Origin of the sequence: Streptomyces sp. NPDC050658 (genome assembly GCF_044457025.1) — a bacterium.
GTDB lineage: Bacteria > Actinomycetota > Actinomycetes > Streptomycetales > Streptomycetaceae > Streptomyces.
Genome location: NZ_JBITGM010000010.1, coordinates 31,707 through 54,702, shown reverse-complemented (window position 1 = coordinate 54,702; position 22,996 = coordinate 31,707). Strand labels below are relative to the sequence as shown.

Below are 22,996 nucleotides of genomic sequence, written 5' to 3'. Positions count from 1 at the left end.
TTAGGTCATTCTCCATCGCAGATGCGATGTCCTTGGAGGAATCCCCGAACGGCTGCCGCACTCACCCCGCCTCGGCCGCCTTCACCTCCGGCACCCGCTCAAGGGTGATCCCGAAGTGCGTCGCGTACGCGGCGAGCACGTCGGCGTCCGTCGCCAGCTCCTCCGTGCGGCGTTCACCGGCCGCCGTGGTGGTGAGGGTGCGCCCGCTGAGGGTGATCCGGCCGGTGCCGGTCAGCATCGAGCAGACCAGCGACCTGGTGAAGTGGGAGCGGGGCGAGGTGCGGTGCCACCAGGCGCCGGAGGCGAAGTCGGCCAGCGCGCGGGGCCGCCGGTCGAGCACGTACTGCGGCTTGCCGTCCCGCAGGACGTCCAGGTCGCCCTCGGCGGTCTCCTCGACGCGGAAGGTGCCGCCGGGGTCGGGCTGGTCGCCGCGCCCGCCGAACTCCAGCGGGAAGTGGCTGTGGGTGCCGAAGCCGACGTCGGCGAGCAGGTCGCCGCCGTCGGACGTGCGCACCCGCAGCGCCAGATGGTCGTAGGGGATGCCGGGCCGCCCCTCGGGGTCGTACACCCTGGCCTGCAACAACGTCACCTCGAAGCCGAGCGCGCCGAGCAACGCGGCGAAGGCCCCGTTGAGTTCGTAACAGAAACCGCCGCGCCGCCGCTCCACGACCTTCGCGACCAGCGCCTCGTCGGTGAGCTCGATGTCCTCGCCGAGATGGATGGAGAGGTTCTCGAAGGGCACGGCCCGCAGATGCGCGAGGTGCAGGGCGCGCAGCGCCTGGGTGGTGGGCGCGGCGGGGCGTTCGGCGTCGATGCGCCGCAGATAGGCGTCCGTCTGAGCAAAATCCATGCGACTCAGTCTGCCGGGTCGCGCATGATGGGCGGGCCTGTCGACCGGCTCGGCGGACTGCCTTGGTCGACTGCCGTGGCCCGACTGCTTTGGGCTACGGCCTTGGCCGACTGCTTTGGTCGACTGCCCTGGCCGGTCGCCGAGTTGCCGGTCCGGTGGGCACTTCACCGTCATCTCTCCCGGCCGGCTCTCCCGGCCACGAAGGAACCATGACCACTGCCTCCGGCCATGAAGGAACCATGCCCGCCGAGCCGACGCCCTTCCGCGTCTCCGTCTCCGACGATGTCCTGCACGACCTGCGGACCCGTCTGAAGCGCACCCTCTTCACCGTCCCGTCCGACTCCGCCTACTGGGCGGCCGGCACCGACCCCGGCTATCTGCGGGAACTCGTCGCTTACTGGGCGGACGCATTCGACTGGCGGGCGGCCGAGTCCGCGCTCAACGCCTTTCCCCAGTACGTCGCCGAAGTCGCCGGACGGCGCGTGCACTTCGTCCATCTGCGCGGCCGCCGTCCCGCGGGCGCGCCCGCGCCGCTGCCGCTGGTCATGAGCCATGGCTGGCCGAGCAGTTTCGTGGAGATGCTGCGGGCCGCCGAGCGGCTCGCCGACCCGGCCGCGTACGGCGGTGACCCCGCCGACGCCTTCGACGTGGTGATCCCCTCGCTGCCCGGCTTCCTCTTCTCCGAGTTGCCGCGCGAGCCCTTCACGCGCAGGGGAGTGGCCGAGATCTGGCACGAGTTGATGACCCGTACCCTGGGGTACGAACGCTTCGGCGCGTTCGGCGGGGACATCGGCGGCGGTGTGACGCAGTGGCTCGGCGCCCGGTATCCGGACGAGGTGGCCGGGGTGCACATCACATCGGCCGTGGTCACCGCCCAGTTCGACGAGCTGCCGCCGACCCCCGACGAGCAGGCGTACCTGGACGCCCTCGACGCGTACGACCTGACCGACCAGGGCTACAGCGAGATCATGTGGACCCGGCCCGACACGGTCGCGGCGGCCCTGATGGATTCCCCGGCCGGGCTCGTCGCCTGGATCGCCGACAAGTACCGCGACTGGAGCGACTGCGGCGGCGACCTGGAGGCCCGCTGGGACAAGGACGCCCTGCTCACGGTCGCCACCCTGTACTGGGCGACCGGCAGCATCGGCACGTCCTTCCGGCAGTACTACGACTACCGCCTGAACAAGCCGGTGCCGCCGATCACCGTCCCCGCCGCGATCACCCTCAGCCATGAACCGGCGTACTCCGGCTACCCGAGGAGCCTCGCCGAGCGCACCTTCGCCGATCTGCGCCACTGGAGCACCCCGAGGCGCGGCGGCCACTTCATGGCCCACGAGGAGCCGGAGCAGGTCGCGGCCGAGCTGCGGACGTTCTTCCGAGGCTTGAGGTAAGGTTAGGCTTAGCTAAGTTGATGTTGTGGTGCGGTGGGCCAGGAAGGCGGGGAACGATGCGGGTCCTCTTCGTGTGTACATGAGTGCGGGTGTCGAGGTGGGCGGGGGCCCGGCTGCCGCTGACGCCGCTCCCCGCCGGCTCGCGGGCCCCACGCCCTGCGTCGAACGCGTCGCCGCCCGGCTGGCCGGGCTGCCGGCCACCGCCGAGGGTGCCGGGCCCGAAGGCCTCACCGCTGAACGGGCCGCCGTGCTCGAAGAGTTCTGGGCCGAGGCCGGGCGTCGTGGGACACCCCTCGTCGAAGCGATCGACGGCGACCCCGAGCACCGCGCGGTGACGTTCCTGTGGCGCGGTCACCGGGTCACCCGGCAGGTGCTGCTGCTCGCCGACGGACTCGTGGACCGCGCCGACCTCGCCGCCTCCCGGCTCACCCCGCTGCCCGGCACCGACATCTGGTACGTCGGCTACCGGCTGCGCGCCGACCACCGCGGCTCCTACCGCATGGCCGCCGACATCTCGCCCGGCGAACCGCCCGCCTCCGCCGCCCTGCTCCAGGAGCGGCTGCGCTCGCTGTCCGCGCACGCCGCGCCCGACCCGCTCAACTCCCGCCGGACACCCGGTCGTTGGCTCGCCCGCGACACCTCCGTCTTCGCGCTGCCGCAGGCCCCCGCACAGCCGTGGGCCGAGCCGCGTGACGGGGTGGCGCGGGGGCGGGTCGAGCGGCACCGACTGCCCACCGGGGTCCTCGGGGCCGAACGGGACGTGTGGGTGTATCTGCCGCCGGGCGTGCCCGCGGGACGGCTGCCGGTCCTCGTGCTGTGCGACGGCGACATGTGGTTCGGGCGGCTCGGCCTCCAGGGCACGCTGGACGCCCTCGCCGCCGACGGCGCCCTGCCGCCCCTCGCGGTGCTCGCGCCGGACGCGGTCGACCCCGCCACGCGCCGACGCGAACTCGGGGCCAAGGATGGTTACGTGGGCTTCCTCGCCGACGAACTCCTGCCCTGGGCGGCGGGCCGCTGGCCGCTGACCACCGATCCGGCACGCACCGCCGTCGCGGGCCAGGGCCTCGGCGGACTGGCCGCACTGCACGCGGGGTTCCTGCGGCCGGAGCGCTTCGGGAACGTACTGGCCCAGTCGCCCTCGCCGCTCCCGTGTCCCATCTCACGCCGCGACCCCGTCGAACCGCCCGCGACCGCCGTCCACATCGACGTCGGACTGCACGAGGGGCCACTGGTCGACCACACCCGTCAGCTGTACGAGACGCTGCGCTCGCAGGGCTGCCCGGTGACCTGGGACGCGTACAACGGCGGTCATGACTACGCCTGTTGGCGCGGCTGTCTGGCCGACGGACTGGTCCGGCTGCTCGGCCGCACCGGTCCCTGAAACCGCCGTCCCGCGAGCCGCGCCCCGTCCTGCGCGCGCCGTCCTCGACGCCGCCACGGGACCCCTGTCACACTGGGCGGCCCGTGTCGCTGTTGGGCCGAACGGGTGAGGTCGCGTAAGAATTGGCCGGTGCAGACAACGAAGGCGAGCCAGGACGGGGTGGGGCGTTGAACAGCCACGACGTCACCGACGAACAGTGGGAAGGGCTCGCCCAGGTCGTACCGCTGCGCAGCCGTAACGAATGGCCGTCCTGGCCCGGTCACCGGGCCCTCGCGGACGCGGAGACGGAGGCGCGTCGGCGCTTCGTCGTGATGCGGGTGAACATCTTCGCGGACGCCCGCGAGGTCGCCGAGACGGTGATGGCGCAGATCCCGGTGCTGCTCGACCTGACCGGCGCCGAGACGGAAGTGGCCAAGCGGGTCCTGGACTTCAGCAGCGGCGTGGTCATGGGCCTCGGCTGCGGGATGCACCGTGTCGACAAGAACGTCTTCCTGCTGGCACCTCCCGGTACGGAGGTTCAGGGGCTGGTGGCGGCGGCGCAGTCCTGACGGACCTTCTGATTCTTTGACTCTCCGGCTCTCCGGCTCTCCGGCTCTCCGGACCTGCGACCTTTCGACCCTCCGGGCCTCTGGCATAGGCCCCGCGCATAGCCGCTTCCGGGCGGCGCGGCGGGCGCTCCGGCGGTAATCCCTCATTCGTAGGAAGGTCACCAGGGCGGAACGGTTCGGCGGGGTCGGTGCCGCCTACCGTCCCGACATGACTGCGCACCACCCGGAGGCGGCCCCTGGACCGCTGCCGGGACCGGACCGGAGCCGCGTCACCGAACTGCGGCTCTCCGCCTTCGCCGCGCACCGCGGCGCCGTGTTCCCGCTCGGCCCGCTGACCTTCATGGCGGGGCCGAGCGGCAGCGGCAAGTCCACCGCCCTCGCCGCATACGAGGCGTTGGCGCGGCTCGCCTCGGGGGACGAACTCGCCGAGGTGTTCGCCGACCCCGTGGCCTGCGTCCCCGACCGGGCGCGGGCCGACGGGCAGCGGCGGCGCGGATTCCGCATCGGCTGCACGGTCGACGGTCCGGTCGGCGCGGTGCGGCTCGACTTCGCCGTACAGGCCGAGCCCGAACTGCGCGTCGTGGGCGAGCGGCTGACGCGGGGCGGGCTCACGCTCCTGGAGACGGCACTGCGCGATCCGGGGCGGCGGGCGGTGCAGGCGGCCTGGCACACGGCGGGGCTCTCGCCGGTGACCCGCGGCCCGCTCCCGGACGACCGGCTCGGCACCGCCCTGCTGCCGCTGCGCGTCGCGGGCAAGACGGACGGCCAGCGCCTGGTGCTCGCCGCCGCCGAGCAGGTGGTGGTCGCGCTGCGCTCGGTGTTCCCGTGCGCTCCCCGGCCGCCGCTGATGCGGCCGCCCGTACCGCCCGGACTCGTCGGCGCGGGACGCCTGTCGGGCGGCTGCGACAACTTCGCCGAGGTCCTGCTGCGTACGCGCGCGGAGTGCGGCAACCGGCACGCGCGGCTGGTGGAGGCGGTGCGCGCCGGGTGCGCCGGACCGGTAGCCGACGTCCTCTCGGAGGTGGCCGACGACGGCTCGGTGCACGCGCTCATCGACCGGGGCGGCGGCCTGCGCTCCCCGGTCGGCCGGCTCGGGGACGGCGAACTGCGGTTCCTGGCCCTCGCGCTGGTGCTGCTCACCGGGCCCGGCGTGTTCGAGGTCGACCCCGTGGCCGAGGTGCCGTCGGCGTACCAGACCCTGACGGTGCTGGCCGACGGCTTCGACCACTGCCTCGACGATCGGCAGCGGCGCGCCCTCGCCGAACTCGCCGCGGACACCTGCGAACGCGGGCACATCCGTCTCGTCGCCGCGGTGAGCGACGCGTCCTGGGCCGCCGGGGCGGGTGGCGCCTCGGTGGTAGACCTGGAGCCGTGACAGAACTTGATGTAGCGGGACTCCAGCGCAGGCTGGCCCAGTTCGCGGCGGCGCGGCACTGGCAGCCGTACCACACGCCCAAGAACCTTGCCGCCGCGCTCAGCGTGGAGGCGTCCGAACTGGTCGAGATCTTCCAGTGGTTGACGCCGGAGGAGTCGGCGCGGGTGATGGACGACCCGGACGCGGCGCACCGCGTGACGGACGAGGTCGCGGACGTGCTCGCCTATCTCCTCCAGTTCTGCGAGGTGTTGGGCGTCGACGCGCTGGCGGCTCTGGACGCGAAGATCGACCGGAATGAGCTGCGGTTTCCGCCGAAGACGCCCGGCCCGAAGAGTTCGTAGATCCGTCACTCTCCGGAGTGGACAAGTTGTCCACAGTCGATAACTTGTCCACAGATTTCCGGGTTGCTCTGGCTTTTCGTCCGGATGACTCTCACTCTAGGTAGTGGACAGGGGAGTTCGGGCGAACGTGCGGCGAGTGCGCGCGGGATGGATGGGGGTGCGCATGGAGGCGATGCGGCTCATCGAGGCGAGCAGGCACGCCCTGGCGCTGAGCCAGGAACCGCCGGACATCGTGGCGGAGGTGTGGCAGTCGCAGGCGCTGGCCCAGGCGATCGGCAGCCGGCTCGCGGTCGCGGGGCCGCCGGAGTTGAGGAGCGAGGCGCTCGGCCTGAGCGAGGTCGGCGGCAGGGGCTGCGGGGTCCTGGACGCCCCGCCGCTCGGGCCCGAGGGCTTACGGGCGGCGCGGTTGACGGACGTGGGCGACGCCCAGGAGGTGCTGGGCGGACTCGACGAGCTGCTCGGCGAGGTGGGCATCGCCCTCGTCGGCGTGGCCATGGGCGCGGACGACGAGGGGGTGTACTGGCAGTGCATGGAAGCCATCGACGCCGCCGACGAGTCCAGGGACCGGGTCCTTGAGATGCTGCGCAGACTCGCGCTGCGCGAACAGGGCCTGCCCGAGCCCGACTCGGCGGCGGGGCCGTCGTGATCCGGGGCCGGGGAGCGGCGGTCCCGTCAGGAGGGGCGGGGGTCCTCGCGGCCGTCGCCGGCCGAGGCGGACTGCTGAAGATCGGCGTCGAGCTGCGTCAGATCGGCGTTCAGCGCGGCCATCAGCTCCTCCATCTGCTGCAGCAGACCCTTCGGTGCGCCCTGTTGCTCGGGCACGGACGGTTCGCGCGCGGCCCCCTGGTCGGGTACGGCTTCCTGGGACATGCCGGCCTCCTCGGCCCTCGCCCTCCCGGTGCGGAAGGGCAGTTGGTGCAGGCGTCGCGGCGGCAGCGGCCGCCGGTGCGGGTGCCGGGCGGTCCGGCTCCGCCCGAGCCAACGATCATCGGCGGCGGCTGGTCACTGGGGAGGGCGCCCGACGGACAGGGGGTTGACGGATATTCACCCGGCCGGGGCGGCGGGGTGCCGGGGGGAGCGGTGGAGTTGACGGACGTTCGAGCGGGCCCGCGCCGGTGCGGCCCGGGCCCGTTCGGGGGGTGTTCAGCCCAGCTGCGGCATGACCTGCGAGGAGATCAGCTCCAGGTGGTCCAGATCGGCCAGGTCGAGCATCTGGAGGTACATGCGCTGGGAGCCGACGGCCCCGTAGGCGGAGATCTTCTCGACGACCTCCGCCGGAGATCCGGCGAGCCCGTTCGCCTTCAGCTCCTCCACGTCACGGCCGATGGCGTCGGCGCGGCGCTTCACCTCCGCGTCCGTCTTGCCGACGCAGGCCACCAGCGCGTTGGAGTAGACGAGGTCGTCGGCCTTGCGGCCGTGCTCCTCGGCGGCGGCGCGCACCCGCTTGAACTGCTGCTCGGTATCGGCCAGAGAGGCAAAGGGGATGTTGAACTCACTCGCGAACCGCGCGGCGAGCGCGGGCGTCCGCTTGGCGCCGTGCCCGCCGACGAGGACGGGCACCTTGGACTGCGCGGGCTTGGGAAGGGCGGGGGAATCGGAGAGTTGGTAGTACGTCCCGTCAAAAGTGAAGCGGTTGCCCACCGGGGTCTCCCACAGGCCCGTCACGATGGCGAGCTGCTCCTCCAGGCGGCCGAACTTCTCCTTCGGGAAGGGGATTCCGTAGGCGGTGTGCTCCGCCTCGTACCACCCCGAGCCGAGGCCCAGTTCGATGCGGCCGCCCGACATCTGGTCGACCTGCGCGACCTGGATCGCGAGGACGCCGGGCAGCCGGAAGGTGCCCGCCGTCATCAGCGTGCCGAGGCGGATCCGCCGGGTCTCGCGGGCGAGCCCCGCGAGGGTGATCCAGGCGTCCGTCGGTCCGGGCAGACCGTCCGAGGAGCCCATGACGAGATAGTGGTCGGAGCGGAAGAAGGCGCTGTAGCCGAGGTCTTCGGTGGCCTTGGCGACGCCCAGGAGCGTCTCGTAGGTCGCGCCCTGCTGCGGTTCGGTGAAGATTCGAAGGTCCATACAGCCATCTTGCCCGGATGCCGGTTCCGGTTTCAGGCCCGCTCCGTCCGTGTTGCCGAGGCCTGTACCGCCCGTGTCGCCGAGACCCGCACCGCCCGTGCTGCCGCGGCCGGCGGCGGCAACACGGGCGAGGTCTCACAGCCTCGGGTCGACCGGCTCGGACTCCAGGGCGAGTACGGCGAAGACCGCCTCGTGGACGCGCCAGAGCGGCTCCCCGTCGGCGAGCCGGTCCAGGGCCTCCAGACCGAGCGCGTACTCCCGCAGGGCGAGCGAGCGCTTGTGGTTCAGGAAGCGCTGCCGCAGCCGGTCCAGGTTGTCCGGGCGGGTGTACTCGGGACCGTAGATGATCCGCAGGTACTCCCGGCCGCGCACCTTGATGCCGGGCTGGACGAGCCGGCCCTTCCCGTCGCGCACCAGCGGCTCCAGCGGCTTGACGACCATGCCTTCGCCGCCGCGGCTCGTCATCTCCAGCCACCAGTCGACGCCGGACCGGACCGACGACTCGTCGCCGGTGTCGACGACGAGCCTGCGGGTGGTCTGGAGCAGACCGGTCGGGTCGTGCTCGACGAGCCGGTCGAGCCAGGCCAGCTGCTCGTCGTGCGGGACGCCCGCCAGGGAGCGGCCCCGGGCGGCAAGCAGCTGGAACGGAGCCATACGCACACCGTCCAGGCCGTCCGTCGGCCAGCAGTAGCGCCGGTAGGCCTCGGTGAACGCGGCCGCGTCGGTGGCCCGGCCGCGCTGCCTGGTGAGCAGCTCCCCGACGTCGATGCCGCGCGCTGCCGCCGCCTCCAGGGCGCCGATGGCACCGGGGAAGACGGCGCGGGACGCGGCGCCCACGGCGGCGTACTGCTTGCGGAGCAAGCCGGAGGCCTTGAGGGACCAGGGCATCAGCTCGGCGTCGACCAGCAGCCAGTCGGTGTCGAGTTCGGCCCAGAGCCCTGCCTCGGTGACGGCCGAGCGCAGCCGTCCGAGGATCTCCTCGGTGACCGACTCGTCGTCGAAGAAGGGGCGGCCGGTGCGGGTGTGCAGGGCGCCGGTCGGGCCGTCGACGCCGAAGCGATCGCGGGCCACGTCGGCGTCGCGGCAGACCAGCGCCACCGCGCGCGAACCCATGTGCTTCTCCTCGCACACGACCTTCGCGACACCGTCCGTCCGGTACTGCGCGAAGGCCTCCGCCGGGTGCTCCAGGAAGTGTTCATCAGCGGCTCCGCCGCGGGCGTCGACGCGGGACGTGCCGGTCGGGGCCATCGTCGGCGGCAGGTGGGCGAGCAGCCGGGGGTCCACCGCGAAGCGGCTCATGACCTCCAGGGCCGCCGCCGCGTTCTCCTCGCGCACGGCGACGCGGCCGGAGTGCCGGGTTTCCACCGTGCGGCGGCCCTGCACGTCGGCGAGGTCGAGCGGACGGCCCTCGTGGCCGCCGGGTGCCTCGGTGGTCAGCGGCCGGGCAGGCTCGTACCAGACCTGCTCGGCCGGTACGTCGACGAGTTCCCGCTCCGGCCAGCGCAGCGCGGTCATCTTCCCGCCGAAGACCGCGCCGGTGTCCAGGCAGATCGTGTTGTTGATCCAGCTGGTGCTCGGCACGGGCGTGTGGCCGTACACGACCGTCGCGCGGCCCCGGTACTCCTCGGCCCACGGATAGCGCACGGGCAGGCCGAACTCGTCGGTCTCGCCGGTGGTGTCGCCGTACAGGGCGTGCGAGCGGACCCGGCCCGACGTGCGGCCGTGGTACTTCTCGGGCAGCCCTGCGTGGCAGACGACGAGCTTGCCGCCGTCCAGGACGTAGTGGCTGACGAGGCCGTCGATGAACTCCCGCACCCGCTCGCGGAACTCCGGGTCCCTGGCGTCCTCCCGCTCCAACTGCTCGATGGTCTCGGCGAGTCCGTGCGTGTGCTGGACGTTGCGGCCCTTGAGGTAGCGGCCGAGCTTGTTCTCGTGGTTGCCGGGCACGCACAGCGCGTTGCCCGAAGCGACCATCGCCATCACCCGGCGCAGTACGCCGGGGCTGTCGGGCCCGCGGTCCACGAGGTCGCCGACGAAGACGGCGGTCCGGCCCTCGGGGTGCGCCCCGTCGACGTAACCGAGCTTGGTGAGCAGGGTCTCCAGCTCGGAGCGGCAGCCGTGGATGTCGCCGATGATGTCGAAGGGGCCCGTGAGGTGGGTGAGGTCGTTATAGCGCTTCTCCAGGACGACTTCGGCGCTCTCCACCTCCGCCACACCGCGCAGCACATGCACCTTGCGGAAGCCCTCGCGCTCCAGGCCGCGCAGCGAGCGGCGCAGTTCGCGGCGGTGGCGCGAGATCACATGGCGGGGCATGCCGGCCCGGTCGGGGCGCGCGGAGTTGCGCTCGGCGCAGACGTCCTCGGGCAGGTCGAGGACGATCGCGATGGGCAGCACGTCGTACTGCCGGGCCAGCTGGACGAGCTGCTTGCGGCTCTCGGACTGGACGTTGGTCGCGTCGACGACGGTGAGACGGCCCGCGGCAAGGCGCTTGCCCGCGATGTAGTGCAGGACGTCGAAGGCGTCACGGCTCGCGCTCTGGTCGTTCTCGTCGTCGGCGACGAGCCCGCGGCAGAAGTCAGAGGAGACCACCTCGGTCGCCTTGAAGTGCTTGCGCGCGAAGGTGGACTTGCCGGATCCGGTGGCGCCGACGAGGACGACGAGGGAGAGGTCGGTCACGGGGAGAGTGCGCGTGGCGGCGGCACTCGTGCTGGTCTCGGTGCTGGTCATGCGGCCTTCGCCTCCTTCGCGTCCGTGTTCGTGTTCATGTCCGTGTCTATTTCTATTTCTATTTCTGTCTCTGTCTCTGACTCTGTCTTCGTCGTCTTCGTCGTCTCGTCGGCCGTCAGCGTGAAGACGGCCATCTGCGTGGGCGGACCCACCTCGGGGTCGTCGAGTCCGACGGGGGCGAACTCCACGTCGTACCCGTGCCGTTCGGCGACCGCGGCCGCCCAGGTGCGGAACTCCTCGCGGGTCCACTCGAAGCGGTGGTCGCCGTGGCGCACATGACCGGCGGGGAGCGACTCCCAGCGGACGTTGTACTCGACGTTCGGCGTGGTCACGAGCACGGCCTTGGGCCTGGCCGAGCCGAACACGGCGTACTCCAGGGCGGGCAGCCGCGGCAGGTCGAGGTGCTCGATGACCTCGCTCAGCACGGCGGCGTCGTACCCCTTGAGCCGCTTGTCGGTGTAGGCGAGCGAGCCCTGCGTCAGCCGGACCCGGCCCGCCTGGCGCTCGCCCATCCGGTCAAGGCGCAGCCGGCGTGCGGCGACGTCGAGGGCGCGCGCGGAGACGTCGACGCCGACGATCTCCGTGAACCGCACGTCCTTCAGCAGTTCGTGCACCAACTGCCCCTGCCCGCAGCCGAGATCGAGCACCCGGCTCGCCCCGGCGGCGCGCAGCGCCTCGACGATCGCCGTCCGGCGCAGCACGGCGAGCGGCACCGGCTTCTCCTCGGTGTCGGTCGTCTCGTCGACCGCGTTGTCGATCTCCTCGATCTCGCTGTCGTCGGCCTCCGCGAGGCGTACGAGTTCCAGGGCCTGAGCCGCCTGCCGGGTCAGCCCCCAGCGGCGTGCCAGATAGCGGCTGGTGATCAGCTTCTGCTCGGGGTGCTCGGCCAGCCAGCCCTCGCCCGCCCGGAGCAGCTTGTCGACCTCGTCGGGCGCGACCCAGTAGTGCTTGGCGTCGTCGAGCACCGGCAGCAGCACATACAGCTGCCGCAGCGCCTCGGAGAGCCGCAACTCGCCCTCCAGGACGAGCCGTACGTAGCGGGAGTCGCCCCACTCCGGGAACTGCTCGTCCAGGGCGACCGGTTCGGCGCTCACGCTGTCCCAGCCGAGCGGCCCGAACAGCTTGTGCACCAGCTCGGCGCCGCCGCGCGCGGGCAGCGCAGGCACCTCGATCCGCAACGGCATGGGCGCCGCGGCCCGCTCGGGACGCGCGTTGCACACCCCGCGCAGCGCGGCCTTGAAGACGGTGGTCATCGCGACGGAGAGCAGCGAGGACGCGGCGTAGGGCCGGTCGTTCACATACTGCGCGAGCGCCGAGTCGGGCGCGCCGCCGCGCCCCTTGCCCTTCCCCTTGCGCACGAGCGCCACGGGATCCACCTCGAGCAGCAGCGCCGCGGTGCAGCGCTCGGCGGTGGCCTCCGGGTAGAAGACATGCGCCGTGCCGTGCGCGGTGGAGAACCGCTGGGCGTTGTCGGGATGCTTGTGCAGCAGATACCCGAGGTCGGTCGCGGGGCGTTCGGGGCTGCCGGTGGTACTGATCATCAGGAACATGTGGATCGGCCTCGGGATGCGGTCTGAGCTGCGAGTACGCAGCGAGCTTTCGGGCGCGCCTCTACAACGTACAGCGAAGATCGGAGACCGACTCGGGAATTTTCGCCCACCGCACCGGCCGGACACGCCGGTCAGCAGCCGCCCGTGGCCGGGGTCCCGCTGCCGACCTGCAGGGTGGCCGGGGTGGCGCAGCAGCCGCCGCCATCGGTCGAGGTCGGCTCGGGTTCGTCGAAGAGGCCCGCGCCACCGCAGACTCCGGTCTCCGGCAGGGTCAATTCGACGCGCTCGGCGGCCTCCTGGTCGCCGGCCAGGGCCGCGGCGATGGAGCGGACCTGCTCGTAGCCGGTCATGGCGAGGAAGGTCGGGGCGCGGCCGTAGGACTTCATGCCGACCAGGTAGACGGCCGGCTCCGGGTGCGCGAGCTCTCGCACGCCGTGCGGGTAGACGGTGCCGCAGGAGTGCTGGTTGGGGTCGATGAGCGGGGCCAGCGCGACCGGAGCCTGGAGGCGTGCGTCGAGGCCGAGGCGGAGCTCGCCCAGGAAGGACAGGTCCGGGCGGAAGCCGGTGAGGGCGATGACCTCGTCGACCGGGTCGAGGCGGCGGCCGTCCTCGGCCACGAGCACCAGCCGTCCGCCGCTCCGCTCGACGGCGTCGGCGCGGAAGCCCGTGACGGCATCGGCGTGACCGTCGTCCACCGCGGCCTTGGCCGCCAGGCCGAGTGCACCGCGGGCCGGCAGCTGGTCCGCCTCGCCGCCACCGAAGGTCGAGCCGCTGATGCCGCGCCGCAGGACCCAGACCGCGTGGGTGCCCGGAGCGTCCTCGGCGAGGGCGGCCAGAGCGGCGAGCGCGGTGAACGCGGAGGCGCCCGAGCCGATGACCGCGGTGCGCCTGCCCGCGTAACGCGCCCGGACGGCAGGGTCCTTGAGGTCGGGCACACGGTACGAGATGTGCTCCCCGGCGGCCCGCTCGCCCAGGGCGGGCAGTCCGTCTCCGCCGATCGGTCCGGGCGTCGACCAGGTGCCGGACGCGTCGACGACCGCGCGGGCGACGAGCCGTTCCTCGCTCCCGTCGGCGTACGTGACATGGATGGTGAAGGGCTGCCGCTCGCGGTCGGCGTCCACGACGCGGTCGCGGCCCTGGCGGGAGACGCCGGTCACCGTCGCGCCGAAGCGGACCTTGTCGCCCAGGACGTCGGCCAGCGGCTGCAGATATCGGGAGGCCCAGTCGCCGCCGGTGGGGTAGGTGGCGCCGTCCGGCTTCACCCACCCCGTGGGGGCCAGGAGCTTCTCGGCGGCGGGGTCGACGACCTCGGCCCAGGGGGAGAACAGCCGCACGTGCGACCACTCGCGCACGGCGCTGCCGGCTTCCCGCCCGGCCTCCAGGACCAGCGGCTCGATGCCCCGCTCGACGAGCTGCGCGGCGGCGGCCAGGCCGATGGGGCCGGCTCCGATCACCACGGTGGGCAGGGCGGTGTCGGGCTCGTGGTTGATCGGCGTGGTCACGATGACTCCCGGGTCTTGTTTCGATGTTTGTCGATGGCTTGTGCGGCCAGCATGGCACCTGTTTCGATAGGCGTCAACATAGATGAATGTCGAAGTAGAGAGGGGATCATCGGCGGCGGGGGTGGATCATTGGCGGTGAGGCGGCAAGGCCTCCCTTTGATTCGACATGTGTCAACATAGATACATGTCGAACGAGAAAGCCCTGCCCCTGCTTGAGCCGGACGTCGAGCCCTGTTGTCCGCCGTTGACCGAGCGGGCCCTCACTGCCGAGGAGGCGGTGCGGACGGCCGCGATGTTCAAGGCGCTGGGCGACCCGGTCCGGCTGCGGCTGTTCTCGCTGGTCGCCTCGCACGAGGGTGGTGAGGCGTGCGTGTGCGACATCTCTGATGTCGGGGTCTCCCAGCCGACCGTCTCCCATCACCTCAAGAAGCTCCGCGAGGCGGGCCTGCTGACCTCGGAGCGGCGCGGTACCTGGGTCTACTACCGGGTGGAGCCGTCGGTGCTCGCGGCCATGGGGCAGATGCTGCGATCCACTTCATAGACCTACGTCTATGTTCAGACGTGAGTCACCGCACCGTCGCCCGCCGTTAACATAGACGCACTTCTATCTATGGGGTTGGTTGCGGCCAACGGCCGCCTGGCAGCCCGCGATTGACGGGCCGACAGATAGAGGGTGCGTCGTGGACGGTGTGCGCAAGGGGCTGGCGGGGCTGGCGGCCATCGGGTTGACGGCGGTGGCGCTCTCCGGCTGCGGCGGGGACGACGACGGCGGCGCCGGGCAGCTGTCCGGCACCGTGAAGGTCGACGGGTCCTCCACCGTGGCGCCGCTCTCCACGGCGGCGGCCGAACTGTTCGCCGAGGAGCAGGCCAAGGTCCGTGTCACGGTGGGCACTTCGGGCACCGGCGGCGGATTCGAGAAGTTCTGCAAGGGCGAGACCGACATCTCCGACGCCTCGCGCCCCATCAAGGACGAGGAGAAGAAGGCCTGCGCCGACGGGAACGTCACGTACGACGAGTTCATGATCGCCAATGACGCGCTGACCGTCGTCGTGCCCAAGGACAACGACTGGGCCGACTGTCTGACGACCGCCCAGCTCAAGAAGATCTGGGAGCCCGGCTCGAAGGCCGGCAACTGGAAGCAGGTCGACCCGAAGTTCCCCGACGAGCCGCTGAAACTGTTCGGCGCGGGCACCGACTCCGGCACCTTCGACTACTTCACCGAGCAGATCAACGGCGAGGAGGGCAAGTCCCGTACGGACTACAGCCCCAGCGAGGACGACAACGTCACCGTGCAGGGCGTGGCCGGCTCCAAGGGCGGCCTGGGCTACTTCGGTTACTCCTACTACGAGGAGAACACCGACAAGCTCAAGGCCCTGAAGATCGACGGCGGCGACGGCTGCGTCGCGCCGAGCGTGAAGACCGCGCAGGACGGGACGTACAAGCCGCTCTCCCGGCCGCTGTTCATCTACCCCTCGCAGAAGGCGCTGCAGCGGGACGAGGTCGAGGCGTTCGTCGAGTACTACGTCGAGAACAACGCCGACGTCGCGAAGGACGCCAGGTTCATCCCGCTCAACGGCGAGCAGGAGAAGGAACTCAAGGACACCTTCGACGAGTTCAAGAGCGGCAAGGAGTAGGCCCGTGCCTGCCCGCAGGAAGGCGAGCGTCCCGGACGCCGGCGGGAGCCGGCGCCTGGGACGCTCCCGCCCCCGCCACGGCGAGCGCGTCATCCGGATCGGCCTGGTGGTGGCGGCCCTCGTCTCCATCGCCACCACCGTCGGCATCGTCGCCTCGCTGATCGAGCCCAGCGTCCGCTTCTTCGGCGAGGTCTCCGCCAAGGAGTTCTTCACCGGCACCGAGTGGACCCCGCTCTTCGAACCCGCCCGCTACGGCGTGCTCCCGCTGGTCGCCGCGACGCTCCTGATCACCGTGATCGCCCTGCTCGTCGCCCTGCCGCTCGGCCTGGCCAGCGCGATCTATCTCTCCGAATACGCGACACCGCGCACCCGGAGCATCCTCAAGCCCGCGCTCGAACTCCTCGCGGGCATCCCGACGGTCGTCTTCGGCTTCTTCGCGCTGAAGTTCCTCACGCCGAGGCTGCAGAGCCTGTGGCCGTGGGGCGAGGGCCCGGACATCTTCAACGCCCTCTCCGCGGGCCTCGTCATGGGCATGATGATCATCCCGACCATCGCGTCGCTCTCCGAGGACGCACTCTCCGCGGTGCCGCACTCGCTGCGCGACGGCGCGTACGCGATGGGGGCGAGCAAGCGCGTGGTGGCGACGACCGTCGTCGTGCCCGCCGCGCTCTCCGGGATCGTGGCCGCCTTCGTCCTCGGGGTCTCCCGCGCGGTCGGCGAGACGATGATCGTCGCCATCGCCTCGGGCAACCGGCCCCATCTGACGTGGAATCCACTGGAGGCCATGCAGACCATGACGGGCTTCATCGCCCAGGCGGCGAGCGGCGACGTACCGGTGGGGACCGTCGACTACCACACCCTCTTCGCCGTCGGACTGCTCCTGTTCACGCTGACGTTCGCGATGAACGCCGTCTCCATCCGCCTGGTCCGCCGCTTCCGGGAGGTGTACGAATGACCGCGCCGACGCCCGTCAGGACCCAGCCGGTGCCGCCGACGCCGCTGGGCCGCCGACGGCGCCGCCCGGCCGACACCGCCTTCCGTCTCGCGCTGCTCGCCTCGCTGGCCGTCGCGCTGCTCTTCCTGGCCCTCCTGATCGGATACGTCCTGTACGAAGGGGCGAGCCGGCTCGACGACCGGCTGTGGAACAACTTCCCCTCCATCCGCCACCCCGAGCGCGCCGGCGCGCAGTCCGCGATCTGGGGCTCGGTGTGGGTGGTGGGCCTGACCGGCCTGCTCTGTCTGCCCGTCGGCGTGGCGGCCGCGATCCACCTGGAGGAGTACGCCGATCCGACCCGCTGGTACAACCGCTGGCTTGAGCTGAACATCCAGAACCTCGCCGCCGTGCCCTCCGTCGTCTACGGCATCCTCGGGCTCGGCCTGATCGCCCGCGGCATGGGCCTGGGCACCACCATCCTCACCGCCTCGCTCACCCTGGCGCTGCTCGTCCTGCCCATCGTGATCATCGCCTCGCGGGAAGCGATCAGAGCCGTGCCGAACTCCATCCGGCTCGGCTCGCTCGCGCTCGGCGCCACCCCATGGCAGACCGTGTGGCGCCAGGTCCTGCCCGCCGCCCTGCCCGGCATCGCCACCGGCTCGATCCTCGCCCTGTCGCGCGCGATGGGCGAGGCCGCGCCGCTGCTGCTGCTCGGCGGCCTCACCTACGTGGCGTTCAACCCGGAGGGCATCAACTCCGCGTTCACCGTCCTGCCCATCCAGATCTTCAACTGGACCAGCCAGTCCCGCGAGGAGTTCGCGGCGCTCGCCGCCGCGGCCATCGTCGCCCTGCTGGTCCTGCTGCTCGCGATGAACTCCCTCGCCATCTTCATCCGCAACAAGTACGGAAAGCGCTGGTGACCCCGCCATGTCCGGAACGGCCCTGACCGATACGGCCCCCGTCGACTTCGCGCCGAGCGGCTCCGTCTTCGACATCAAGGACCTGTCGGTCTTCTACGGCGCCTACGAGGCCGTACGCGAGGTGAACCTCGCCGTCCGGCCCCGCCAGATCACCGCCCTCATCGGCCCCTCCGGCTGCGGCAAGTCCACCGTGATCCGCTGCCTCAACCGCATGAACGACCTCATCCCCGGCGCCCGCGTCGCCGGCAAAGTCGCCTATCACGGCGAGGACCTGTACGCGGAGCACGTCGACCCCATCGAGGTGCGGCGCCGCATCGGCATGGTCTTCCAGAAGCCCAACCCGTTCCCCAAGTCCGTGTACGACAACATCGCCTACGGCCCGCGCGTGAACGGCGAGCGCGGCCGCTCCACGCTGGACGGCATCGTCGAGAAGGCCCTCAAGGACGCCGCCCTGTGGGAGGAGGTCAAGGACAAGCTGGGCGGCAGCGCCCTCGCCCTCTCCGGCGGCCAGCAGCAGCGCCTCTGCATCGCCCGCACCATCGCCGTACGCCCCGAGGTGATCCTGATGGACGAGCCCTGCTCGGCCCTCGACCCCATCGCCACGGCCAAGATCGAGGACCTGATGGAGACGCTGACCACGCAGTTCACCATCGTCATCGTCACGCACAACATGCAGCAGGCGGCCCGGGTCTCGCACCGCACCGCCTTCTTCACCGCCGACGTCGACGACAAGGGCGAGCGGCACGGACGGCTCGTCGAGGTCGACGACACCGAGAAGATCTTCGAGAGCCCCGCGGACAAGCGCACCGAGGACTACATCTCGGGCCGGTTCGGATGACGGCCATGGCCCCCGAAGCCGAAGCCGAAGCCGAAGCCGAAGCCGAAGCCAATGCCGATCTCGGGCGGGGGCAACGCGAGACCCTGCCGACTCTCCTCATCGCCGACCGGGACCGGCAGACCCTCGTCCGCGTCCAGCACGAACTGGCCGACCGGCCCGTGCGGATCACCGTCTGCCAGACCCTGCCGGAGCTCCTCGTGGAGGCCGCCGTCACCCGGCCCGGCGCGGTCCTCCTGGACATCGGACTGCCGGGCCCCGAACTGGCCCGCACCGTACGGCTGTTGTACCGGCGGCTCGCCCTGACCGTGGTGCTCGCCGCGGGCCCCGACCAGGGCGAGCAGATCTCGGCGGGCCTCGCCGCGGGCGCCGCCGCCTGTCTGCCCCGGCCCTACGGCTCCCTCGACCTGCTGCGGCTGACCGCCGCAGGGACCTCGTCGACCGGCCCGCCGCCCCCCTTCCGGCCGTCGGGCCCGCTGCGCGCGGGGGACCTTGAACTCGACCCGGTCGGCTACCAGTTCAGGCGGCACGGCGTCGCGACGGTGCTGCCGCTGCGCGAGTTCCAGGTGCTCGCCCTGCTGCTGGCCAGGCCCAACCAGGTGGTCAGCCGCGAGGCCCTGCTCGACCAGGCCTGGGGCAGCAGTTACGTCCCCGAGAGCAACACCCTCAGCGTCCACATCGGCCGCCTGCGCAAACGCCTTGCCCAGCCGCCGCCCAGCTGCTGCACCATCGATGCCGTACGCGGGCTCGGCTACCGCCTCAGCTGCCCCTGATCGACCGGGAGTTCGTCGCTTCGTAAACTGAACCGGTGGACGATGCAACGGTGAGCGCTGTCACGGCTCCGGACGAGACCCGCGGGCGCACCCTCACCGGCCGTCCCCTCGGCCGGGCGGAGGCCGAGGAACTCGCCCGCTCCCTCAAGGCGGTCGCCGACCCGACCCGGCTGCAGCTGCTGAGCCTGATCGCCTCCGACCCGGCGGGCGAGGCCTGTGTCTGCGATCTCGCCGACACCCTCGAATTCACCCAGCCCACCGTCAGCCACCACCTGAAGATCCTGGTCGACGCGGGCCTCCTCGCGCGCGAGAAGCGCGGCACCTGGGCCTGGTACACGATCGTCCCGGAGCGCCTGAGCACCGTGGAAAGCCTCCTGGCCTGACCCCGCCGGCTTCATGGACACCCCTCTGCCGGGCTGGGATTCTGGGGCCATGGACCGGGCGACCGCGATCCGCAGGGCCGCGGTCCTTGCCGTGCTCGCCGACGCCGACCGGCTGCGGCTGTTCAGCGTGCTCGCCGCGGCGGGCCGGGACGAGGTGTGCGCGTACCGCCTCGCCGAGGCCCTGCCGCTACTGGGGCCCCGACGCCTCGGCGCGCATCTGGCGCGGCTCCTCGACGCCGGGCTCCTCGCCGGCCGCAGGCACGACGGCCGGATGTGCTACCGCCTCACCGGCGAGGGGCGGGCCCGGGCGGCGGCGCTGTTCGGCCCGGCGCCAGGCCAGGGCGACGTACACGAGACCGATCAACACCGGCACCTCGATGAGCGGACCCACGACACCGGACAGGGCCTGGCCGGACGTCACGCCGAAGGTGGCGATGGCGACCGCGATGGCGAGCTCGAAGTTGTTGCCCGCCGCGGTGAAGGCGAGGGTCGCGGTGCGGTCGTAGGGGAGGCCGAGGCCTTTGCCCAGCAGGAAGGTCCCGAAGAACATGACGGCGAAGTAGACGAGCAGCGGCAGGGCGATCCGTACGACGTCCAGCGGCTGAGAGGTGATCGTCTTTCCCTGTAGGGCGAACAGGACGACGATCGTGAAGAGCAGCCCGTAGAGGGCCCAGGGGCCGATCCTCGGCAGGAAGCCGGACTCGTACGCCTCGCGGCCCAGTTTCTTCTCGCCGATGCGGCGCGTCAGGAATCCGGCGAGGAGCGGGACGCCGAGGAAGATGACGACGTTCAGTGCGATCTTCCACGTGGAGATGTCGAGGTGCTCGCCGTCGGCGAGGCCGAGCCAGCCGGGCAGCAGGTCGAGGTAGAACCAGCCGAGCAGGCCGAAGGCGACGACCTGGAACACGGAGTTGAGGGCGACCAGGACGGCGGCGGCCTCGCGGTCGCCGCAGGCGAGGTCGTTCCAGATGATGACCATCGCGATGCAGCGGGCGAGGCCGACGATGATCAGGCCGGTGCGGTACTCGGGCAGGTCGGGAAGGAAGATCCAGGCCAGCGCGAACATGACCGCCGGGCCGACGATCCAGTTGACGACCAGGGACGAGACCATGAGCTTCTTGTCGCCGGTGACGGAGTCGAGCCGGTCGTAGCGGACCTTTGCGAGGACCGGGTACATCATCACGAGCAGCCCGAGCGCGATCGGCAGCGAGATTCCGCCGACCTCGATCTGCGCCAGGGCGTCGTCCATGCCGGGGATCAGCCGGCCGAGGCCGAGCCCGACGGCCATGGCCAACAGAATCCACACGGCCAGGTACCGGTCGAGCGTGGAGAGCCTGGCGACGATGCCTTCGCCGGGCGGGGCGGTCTCGGTGCGGCTCGGCAGGTCGGTGCGGCTCATCAGCAGGCCCGCTTGTTGTCGGCGGCGGTGCGGGCGGACGCGGCCAGCTCGGCGAAGCGCTCGGAGACCGAGGCCAGGACCTCGGGGCGGAGCTTGTAGTACGTGAAGCGGCCGCACGGCTCGGTCTCCACCAGGCCCGCCTCGCGCAGCACCTTCATGTGGTTGGAGAGGTTGGTCTGCCTGGCGCCGGTCTCCGCCACCAGGTGCGTCGTGCAGAGCGTCTCCCGGGCGAGCAGGGTCACGATCTTCATTCGGAGGGGGTCGCCGAGGACCCGGATCACATCAGCGTCGACTGAAGTCAGCATGGGCTGATACTTTCACATCATGACCAGCACCCCAATCGCCTCCGTGCTCTTCGTCTGCGTCCACAACGCCGGGCGCTCACAGATGGCCGCCGGCTTCCTCGCCCATCTCGCGGGCGACCGGATCGAGGTCCGCTCCGCCGGATCGGTCCCCGGTGACCAGGTCAATCCGGCCGCGGTCGAGGCCATGAGGGAGGTCGGCGTCGACATCGCGGCCCAGAAGCCGAAGATCCTGACCACCGAGGCGGTCCAGGCCTCCGACTACGTCATCACGATGGGCTGCGGCGACGCCTGCCCGGTCTTTCCCGGCAAGACGTACCTCGACTGGGCGCTGGAGGACCCCGCGGGCAAGGGCGTGGAGTCCGTCCGCCCGATCCGCGACGAGATCAGGAAGCGGATCGAGGCCTTGATCGCAGAGATCGACGCCACGCGGGAGGCCTGAGCACGACACGCGCCGCCCCTCCGTCCATCCCCCTCGACTCCCCAACTCCCCATTGTCAAGGGTGTGTTGGGCTGACATATTGATCCGCCCTCGTGTTGCCATGGGGTGGGACGATACGGAGGCGACAGGGGGACGGGGGGACGGGTGCTCTGGCGGAGGCGGGGGAGGGGCAGGGACAGGGGCGGAGAGCCGGAAGGCGTCCACAACACGTTCGCGGGCGGACGGGCGCGGGACGTGTACCAAGTCGGCCAGGTGCACGGCGGCGTCCACGTCCACCTGCATCCCTCCGGCCGCCTCGCCCGCTCGCTCACCGCCAAGATCGCGCTCGTCCTCGCGCTCGGCGGCGCCGGAGTCTGGCTCCTCGCGCACCCCGGACGCGGACCGCAGGTGACCGCCGGGGGCGTCGTCCTCGTACTGCTCGCTCTGCTGGAAGCGGCCGTCGTCGTGCGGGACACGAGCCGCCGGGGCGGGGTCTTCGTCTCCGACCGGCGGATGTCCGAGGCCGCGACGCTGCTCGCCCGAGAGCTGCGGGACGGCTACGAAAGGGAGGAGCGGCTCGCCCGCATCCACGACCCCGCCCCGCTGCGGGTGAGCTGGGAGCAGGGCGACCCGCAGCTCGCCGACCACCCGGACAACATCTGGGGCGGGCGCGAGGTCGCTCCACCCGGCGCACCGGATGAACCGGCCGACGTGGCCGAGCTGTTCGCGGGGCTGCCGCTGCGCCGCCTGGTGGTACTCGGCGCCGCGGGCGCGGGCAAATCCGTACTGGCGCTGGGGCTGGCCCGCGCCCTCCTCGACGCCGCGAGGGGCGAGGACGGCGCGGACCGGCCCGTGCCCGCCGTCCTGTCCATCGCCTCGTGGGACCCGACTGGGCAGGGCCCGCGCGAATGGGCCGCCGCGTGGCTCGCCGAGCGGCATCCGGACCTGGGCGGCAGTGACCGGGAGCGCGTCGCGGTGGCCCGCGCCCTGCTCGACCGCGGTCGCGTCCTGCCCGTGTACGACGGCTTCGACGAACTGCCCGCCGAGCACCGGACCCGAGCGCTGGCCGAGCTCAACCGCAGTCTGGGCCGGGACAGGCCGCTGATCCTCACCAGCCGCCCCGAGGCGTACGCGACGGCCGTCACCAAAGCCGGAAAGGTCCTGACCGGCGCCGAGGTAATCCGCCTCCGCCCGCTCACCGCAGGCCAGTTGACCGACTTCCTCCCCCGCACCACGCGCCGCACCGGAACGGCCGACCGCCTCACCACCAAATGGGACGCGGTGGTGGAGCGACTGCGTGCGGCAGAGGGTGGGAGCGGGCTTGCTGGTGGCCCTGGCGCCGGGGGTGGGAGCGGGTCTACCGGCGTTCCCGCCGCCGGGGGTGGGAGCGGGCTGACTGGCGACCCCGCTGCCGGGGGCCGGAGCGGGTTTGCCGGCGACTTCGCCGTCGAGGGCCGGAGCGGACTCACCAACGTTCCCGCCGCCGAGGGTGGGTGCGGGCCTACCGGCGTTCCCGCCGCCGAGGGTGGGTGCGGGTCTACCGGCGTTCCCGCCGCCGGGGGTGGGTGCGGGCTGACTGGCGACCCCGCTGCCGGGGGCCGGAGCGGGTTTGCCGGCGACTTCGCCGTCGAGGGCCGGAGCGGACTCACCAACGTTCCCGCCG

At 71.7% G+C, this 22,996-nt stretch carries 23 protein-coding genes; 15 read left to right on the top strand and 8 right to left on the bottom strand.

The window, feature by feature from the left end; genetic code table 11:
* Nucleotides 1-61: 61 nt before the first annotated feature.
* Complete coding sequence (locus ACIBKX_RS30085) at nucleotides 62-850, bottom strand: arylamine N-acetyltransferase (protein WP_363275098.1); 789 nt, start codon at nucleotides 848-850, stop codon at nucleotides 62-64.
* A 209-nt stretch (nucleotides 851-1,059) separates the two neighbouring features.
* Here ACIBKX_RS30085 and ACIBKX_RS30080 point away from each other — a divergent pair, with 209 nt between their 5' ends.
* From ACIBKX_RS30080 to ACIBKX_RS30055, 6 genes are all read left to right on the top strand, one after another.
* The gene (locus tag ACIBKX_RS30080; protein ID WP_363275097.1) at nucleotides 1,060-2,241 is read left to right on the top strand and encodes an epoxide hydrolase family protein; all 1,182 of its coding nucleotides are present in this window, start codon (nucleotides 1,060-1,062) and stop codon (nucleotides 2,239-2,241) included.
* Nucleotides 2,242-2,320: 79 nt separating this feature from the next.
* Nucleotides 2,321-3,622, top strand: coding sequence for an enterochelin esterase (gene fes, locus ACIBKX_RS30075; RefSeq protein ID WP_363275095.1), 1,302 nt, complete (start codon nucleotides 2,321-2,323; stop codon nucleotides 3,620-3,622).
* 167 nt (nucleotides 3,623-3,789) lie between these two features.
* Nucleotides 3,790-4,170, top strand: coding sequence for a cell division protein SepF (locus tag ACIBKX_RS30070; protein ID WP_363275093.1), 381 nt, complete (start codon nucleotides 3,790-3,792; stop codon nucleotides 4,168-4,170).
* A gap of 208 nt (nucleotides 4,171-4,378) precedes the next feature.
* A complete protein-coding gene (locus tag ACIBKX_RS30065) occupies nucleotides 4,379-5,545 on the top strand; it encodes an ATP-binding protein (RefSeq protein WP_363275091.1) in 1,167 nt (388 codons plus the stop codon).
* Nucleotides 5,542-5,886, top strand: a complete 345-nt coding sequence (locus ACIBKX_RS30060; protein WP_363275090.1) for a nucleotide pyrophosphohydrolase — start codon at nucleotides 5,542-5,544, stop codon at nucleotides 5,884-5,886. Before ACIBKX_RS30065 ends, ACIBKX_RS30060 begins: the two co-directional genes overlap by 4 nt.
* A gap of 163 nt (nucleotides 5,887-6,049) precedes the next feature.
* Nucleotides 6,050-6,532: a DUF6099 family protein gene (locus ACIBKX_RS30055; RefSeq protein WP_363275143.1), complete on the top strand. Its 483-nt coding sequence runs from the start codon at nucleotides 6,050-6,052 to the stop codon at nucleotides 6,530-6,532.
* 26 nt (nucleotides 6,533-6,558) lie between these two features.
* On the opposite strand, the gene ACIBKX_RS30050 is transcribed toward ACIBKX_RS30055, so the two are convergent.
* The 5 genes from ACIBKX_RS30050 to ACIBKX_RS30030 form a co-directional block, all read right to left on the bottom strand.
* Nucleotides 6,559-6,756 carry a hypothetical protein gene (locus ACIBKX_RS30050; protein WP_363275089.1) on the bottom strand — a complete coding sequence of 66 codons (198 nt, stop codon included), beginning with the start codon at nucleotides 6,754-6,756 and terminating at the stop codon, nucleotides 6,559-6,561.
* A gap of 273 nt (nucleotides 6,757-7,029) precedes the next feature.
* Entirely contained in the window at nucleotides 7,030-7,953 is a 924-nt protein-coding gene (locus ACIBKX_RS30045; RefSeq protein WP_363275088.1) for an LLM class F420-dependent oxidoreductase, read from the bottom strand.
* Between the two features lie 135 nt (nucleotides 7,954-8,088).
* Complete coding sequence (locus ACIBKX_RS30040; protein ID WP_363275087.1) at nucleotides 8,089-10,680, bottom strand: polynucleotide kinase-phosphatase; 2,592 nt, start codon at nucleotides 10,678-10,680, stop codon at nucleotides 8,089-8,091.
* Nucleotides 10,677-12,230 carry a 3' terminal RNA ribose 2'-O-methyltransferase Hen1 gene (locus ACIBKX_RS30035; RefSeq protein ID WP_363275086.1) on the bottom strand — a complete coding sequence of 518 codons (1,554 nt, stop codon included), beginning with the start codon at nucleotides 12,228-12,230 and terminating at the stop codon, nucleotides 10,677-10,679. The genes ACIBKX_RS30040 and ACIBKX_RS30035 overlap by 4 nt, the downstream gene beginning before the upstream one ends.
* A 131-nt stretch (nucleotides 12,231-12,361) precedes the next feature.
* Nucleotides 12,362-13,720 (bottom strand): NAD(P)-binding domain-containing protein, encoded by a 1,359-nt coding sequence (locus ACIBKX_RS30030; protein ID WP_399376566.1) that lies wholly within the window; start codon nucleotides 13,718-13,720, stop codon nucleotides 12,362-12,364.
* A 196-nt stretch (nucleotides 13,721-13,916) separates the two neighbouring features.
* On the opposite strand from ACIBKX_RS30030, the gene ACIBKX_RS30025 reads away from it, so the two are divergent.
* The 7 genes from ACIBKX_RS30025 to ACIBKX_RS29995 all read left to right on the top strand — a co-directional run bounded on the left by ACIBKX_RS30025 (nucleotide 13,917) and on the right by ACIBKX_RS29995 (nucleotide 19,211).
* On the top strand, nucleotides 13,917-14,273 hold the full coding sequence (locus ACIBKX_RS30025) for a metalloregulator ArsR/SmtB family transcription factor (protein ID WP_363275084.1): 357 nt from the start codon (nucleotides 13,917-13,919) through the stop codon (nucleotides 14,271-14,273).
* Nucleotides 14,274-14,412: 139 nt separating this feature from the next.
* On the top strand, nucleotides 14,413-15,366 hold the full coding sequence (locus tag ACIBKX_RS30020; RefSeq protein WP_363275083.1) for a PstS family phosphate ABC transporter substrate-binding protein: 954 nt from the start codon (nucleotides 14,413-14,415) through the stop codon (nucleotides 15,364-15,366).
* A gap of 4 nt (nucleotides 15,367-15,370) precedes the next feature.
* Nucleotides 15,371-16,321: a phosphate ABC transporter permease subunit PstC gene (gene pstC, locus ACIBKX_RS30015; RefSeq protein ID WP_363275082.1), complete on the top strand. Its 951-nt coding sequence runs from the start codon at nucleotides 15,371-15,373 to the stop codon at nucleotides 16,319-16,321.
* Complete coding sequence (gene pstA, locus ACIBKX_RS30010; RefSeq protein WP_363275081.1) at nucleotides 16,318-17,220, top strand: phosphate ABC transporter permease PstA; 903 nt, start codon at nucleotides 16,318-16,320, stop codon at nucleotides 17,218-17,220. Before pstC ends, pstA begins: the two co-directional genes overlap by 4 nt.
* A gap of 7 nt (nucleotides 17,221-17,227) precedes the next feature.
* Nucleotides 17,228-18,058 (top strand): phosphate ABC transporter ATP-binding protein PstB, encoded by an 831-nt coding sequence (gene pstB, locus ACIBKX_RS30005; protein WP_363275080.1) that lies wholly within the window; start codon nucleotides 17,228-17,230, stop codon nucleotides 18,056-18,058.
* Nucleotides 18,059-18,063: 5 nt separating this feature from the next.
* A complete protein-coding gene (locus tag ACIBKX_RS30000) occupies nucleotides 18,064-18,828 on the top strand; it encodes a response regulator transcription factor (RefSeq protein ID WP_363275078.1) in 765 nt (254 codons plus the stop codon).
* 50 nt (nucleotides 18,829-18,878) lie between these two features.
* Nucleotides 18,879-19,211 carry a metalloregulator ArsR/SmtB family transcription factor gene (locus ACIBKX_RS29995; RefSeq protein WP_363275077.1) on the top strand — a complete coding sequence of 111 codons (333 nt, stop codon included), beginning with the start codon at nucleotides 18,879-18,881 and terminating at the stop codon, nucleotides 19,209-19,211.
* Between the two features lie 187 nt (nucleotides 19,212-19,398).
* Here ACIBKX_RS29995 and arsB read toward each other — a convergent pair whose 3' ends face one another.
* Together arsB and ACIBKX_RS29985 are read right to left on the bottom strand one after the other, a co-directional pair.
* A complete protein-coding gene (gene arsB, locus ACIBKX_RS29990) occupies nucleotides 19,399-20,610 on the bottom strand; it encodes an ACR3 family arsenite efflux transporter (RefSeq protein ID WP_363275076.1) in 1,212 nt (403 codons plus the stop codon).
* Entirely contained in the window at nucleotides 20,610-20,915 is a 306-nt protein-coding gene (locus ACIBKX_RS29985) for a metalloregulator ArsR/SmtB family transcription factor (protein WP_363275075.1), read from the bottom strand. Before ACIBKX_RS29985 ends, arsB begins: the two co-directional genes overlap by 1 nt.
* A 19-nt stretch (nucleotides 20,916-20,934) precedes the next feature.
* On the opposite strand from ACIBKX_RS29985, the gene ACIBKX_RS29980 reads away from it, so the two are divergent.
* Together ACIBKX_RS29980 and ACIBKX_RS29975 are read left to right on the top strand one after the other, a co-directional pair.
* Nucleotides 20,935-21,354, top strand: coding sequence for an arsenate reductase ArsC (locus tag ACIBKX_RS29980; protein ID WP_363275074.1), 420 nt, complete (start codon nucleotides 20,935-20,937; stop codon nucleotides 21,352-21,354).
* 234 nt (nucleotides 21,355-21,588) lie between these two features.
* Nucleotides 21,589-22,996, top strand: a 1,408-nt coding sequence (locus ACIBKX_RS29975) for an NACHT domain-containing protein (RefSeq protein WP_399376469.1), incomplete at its 3' end; no start/stop codon positions are given.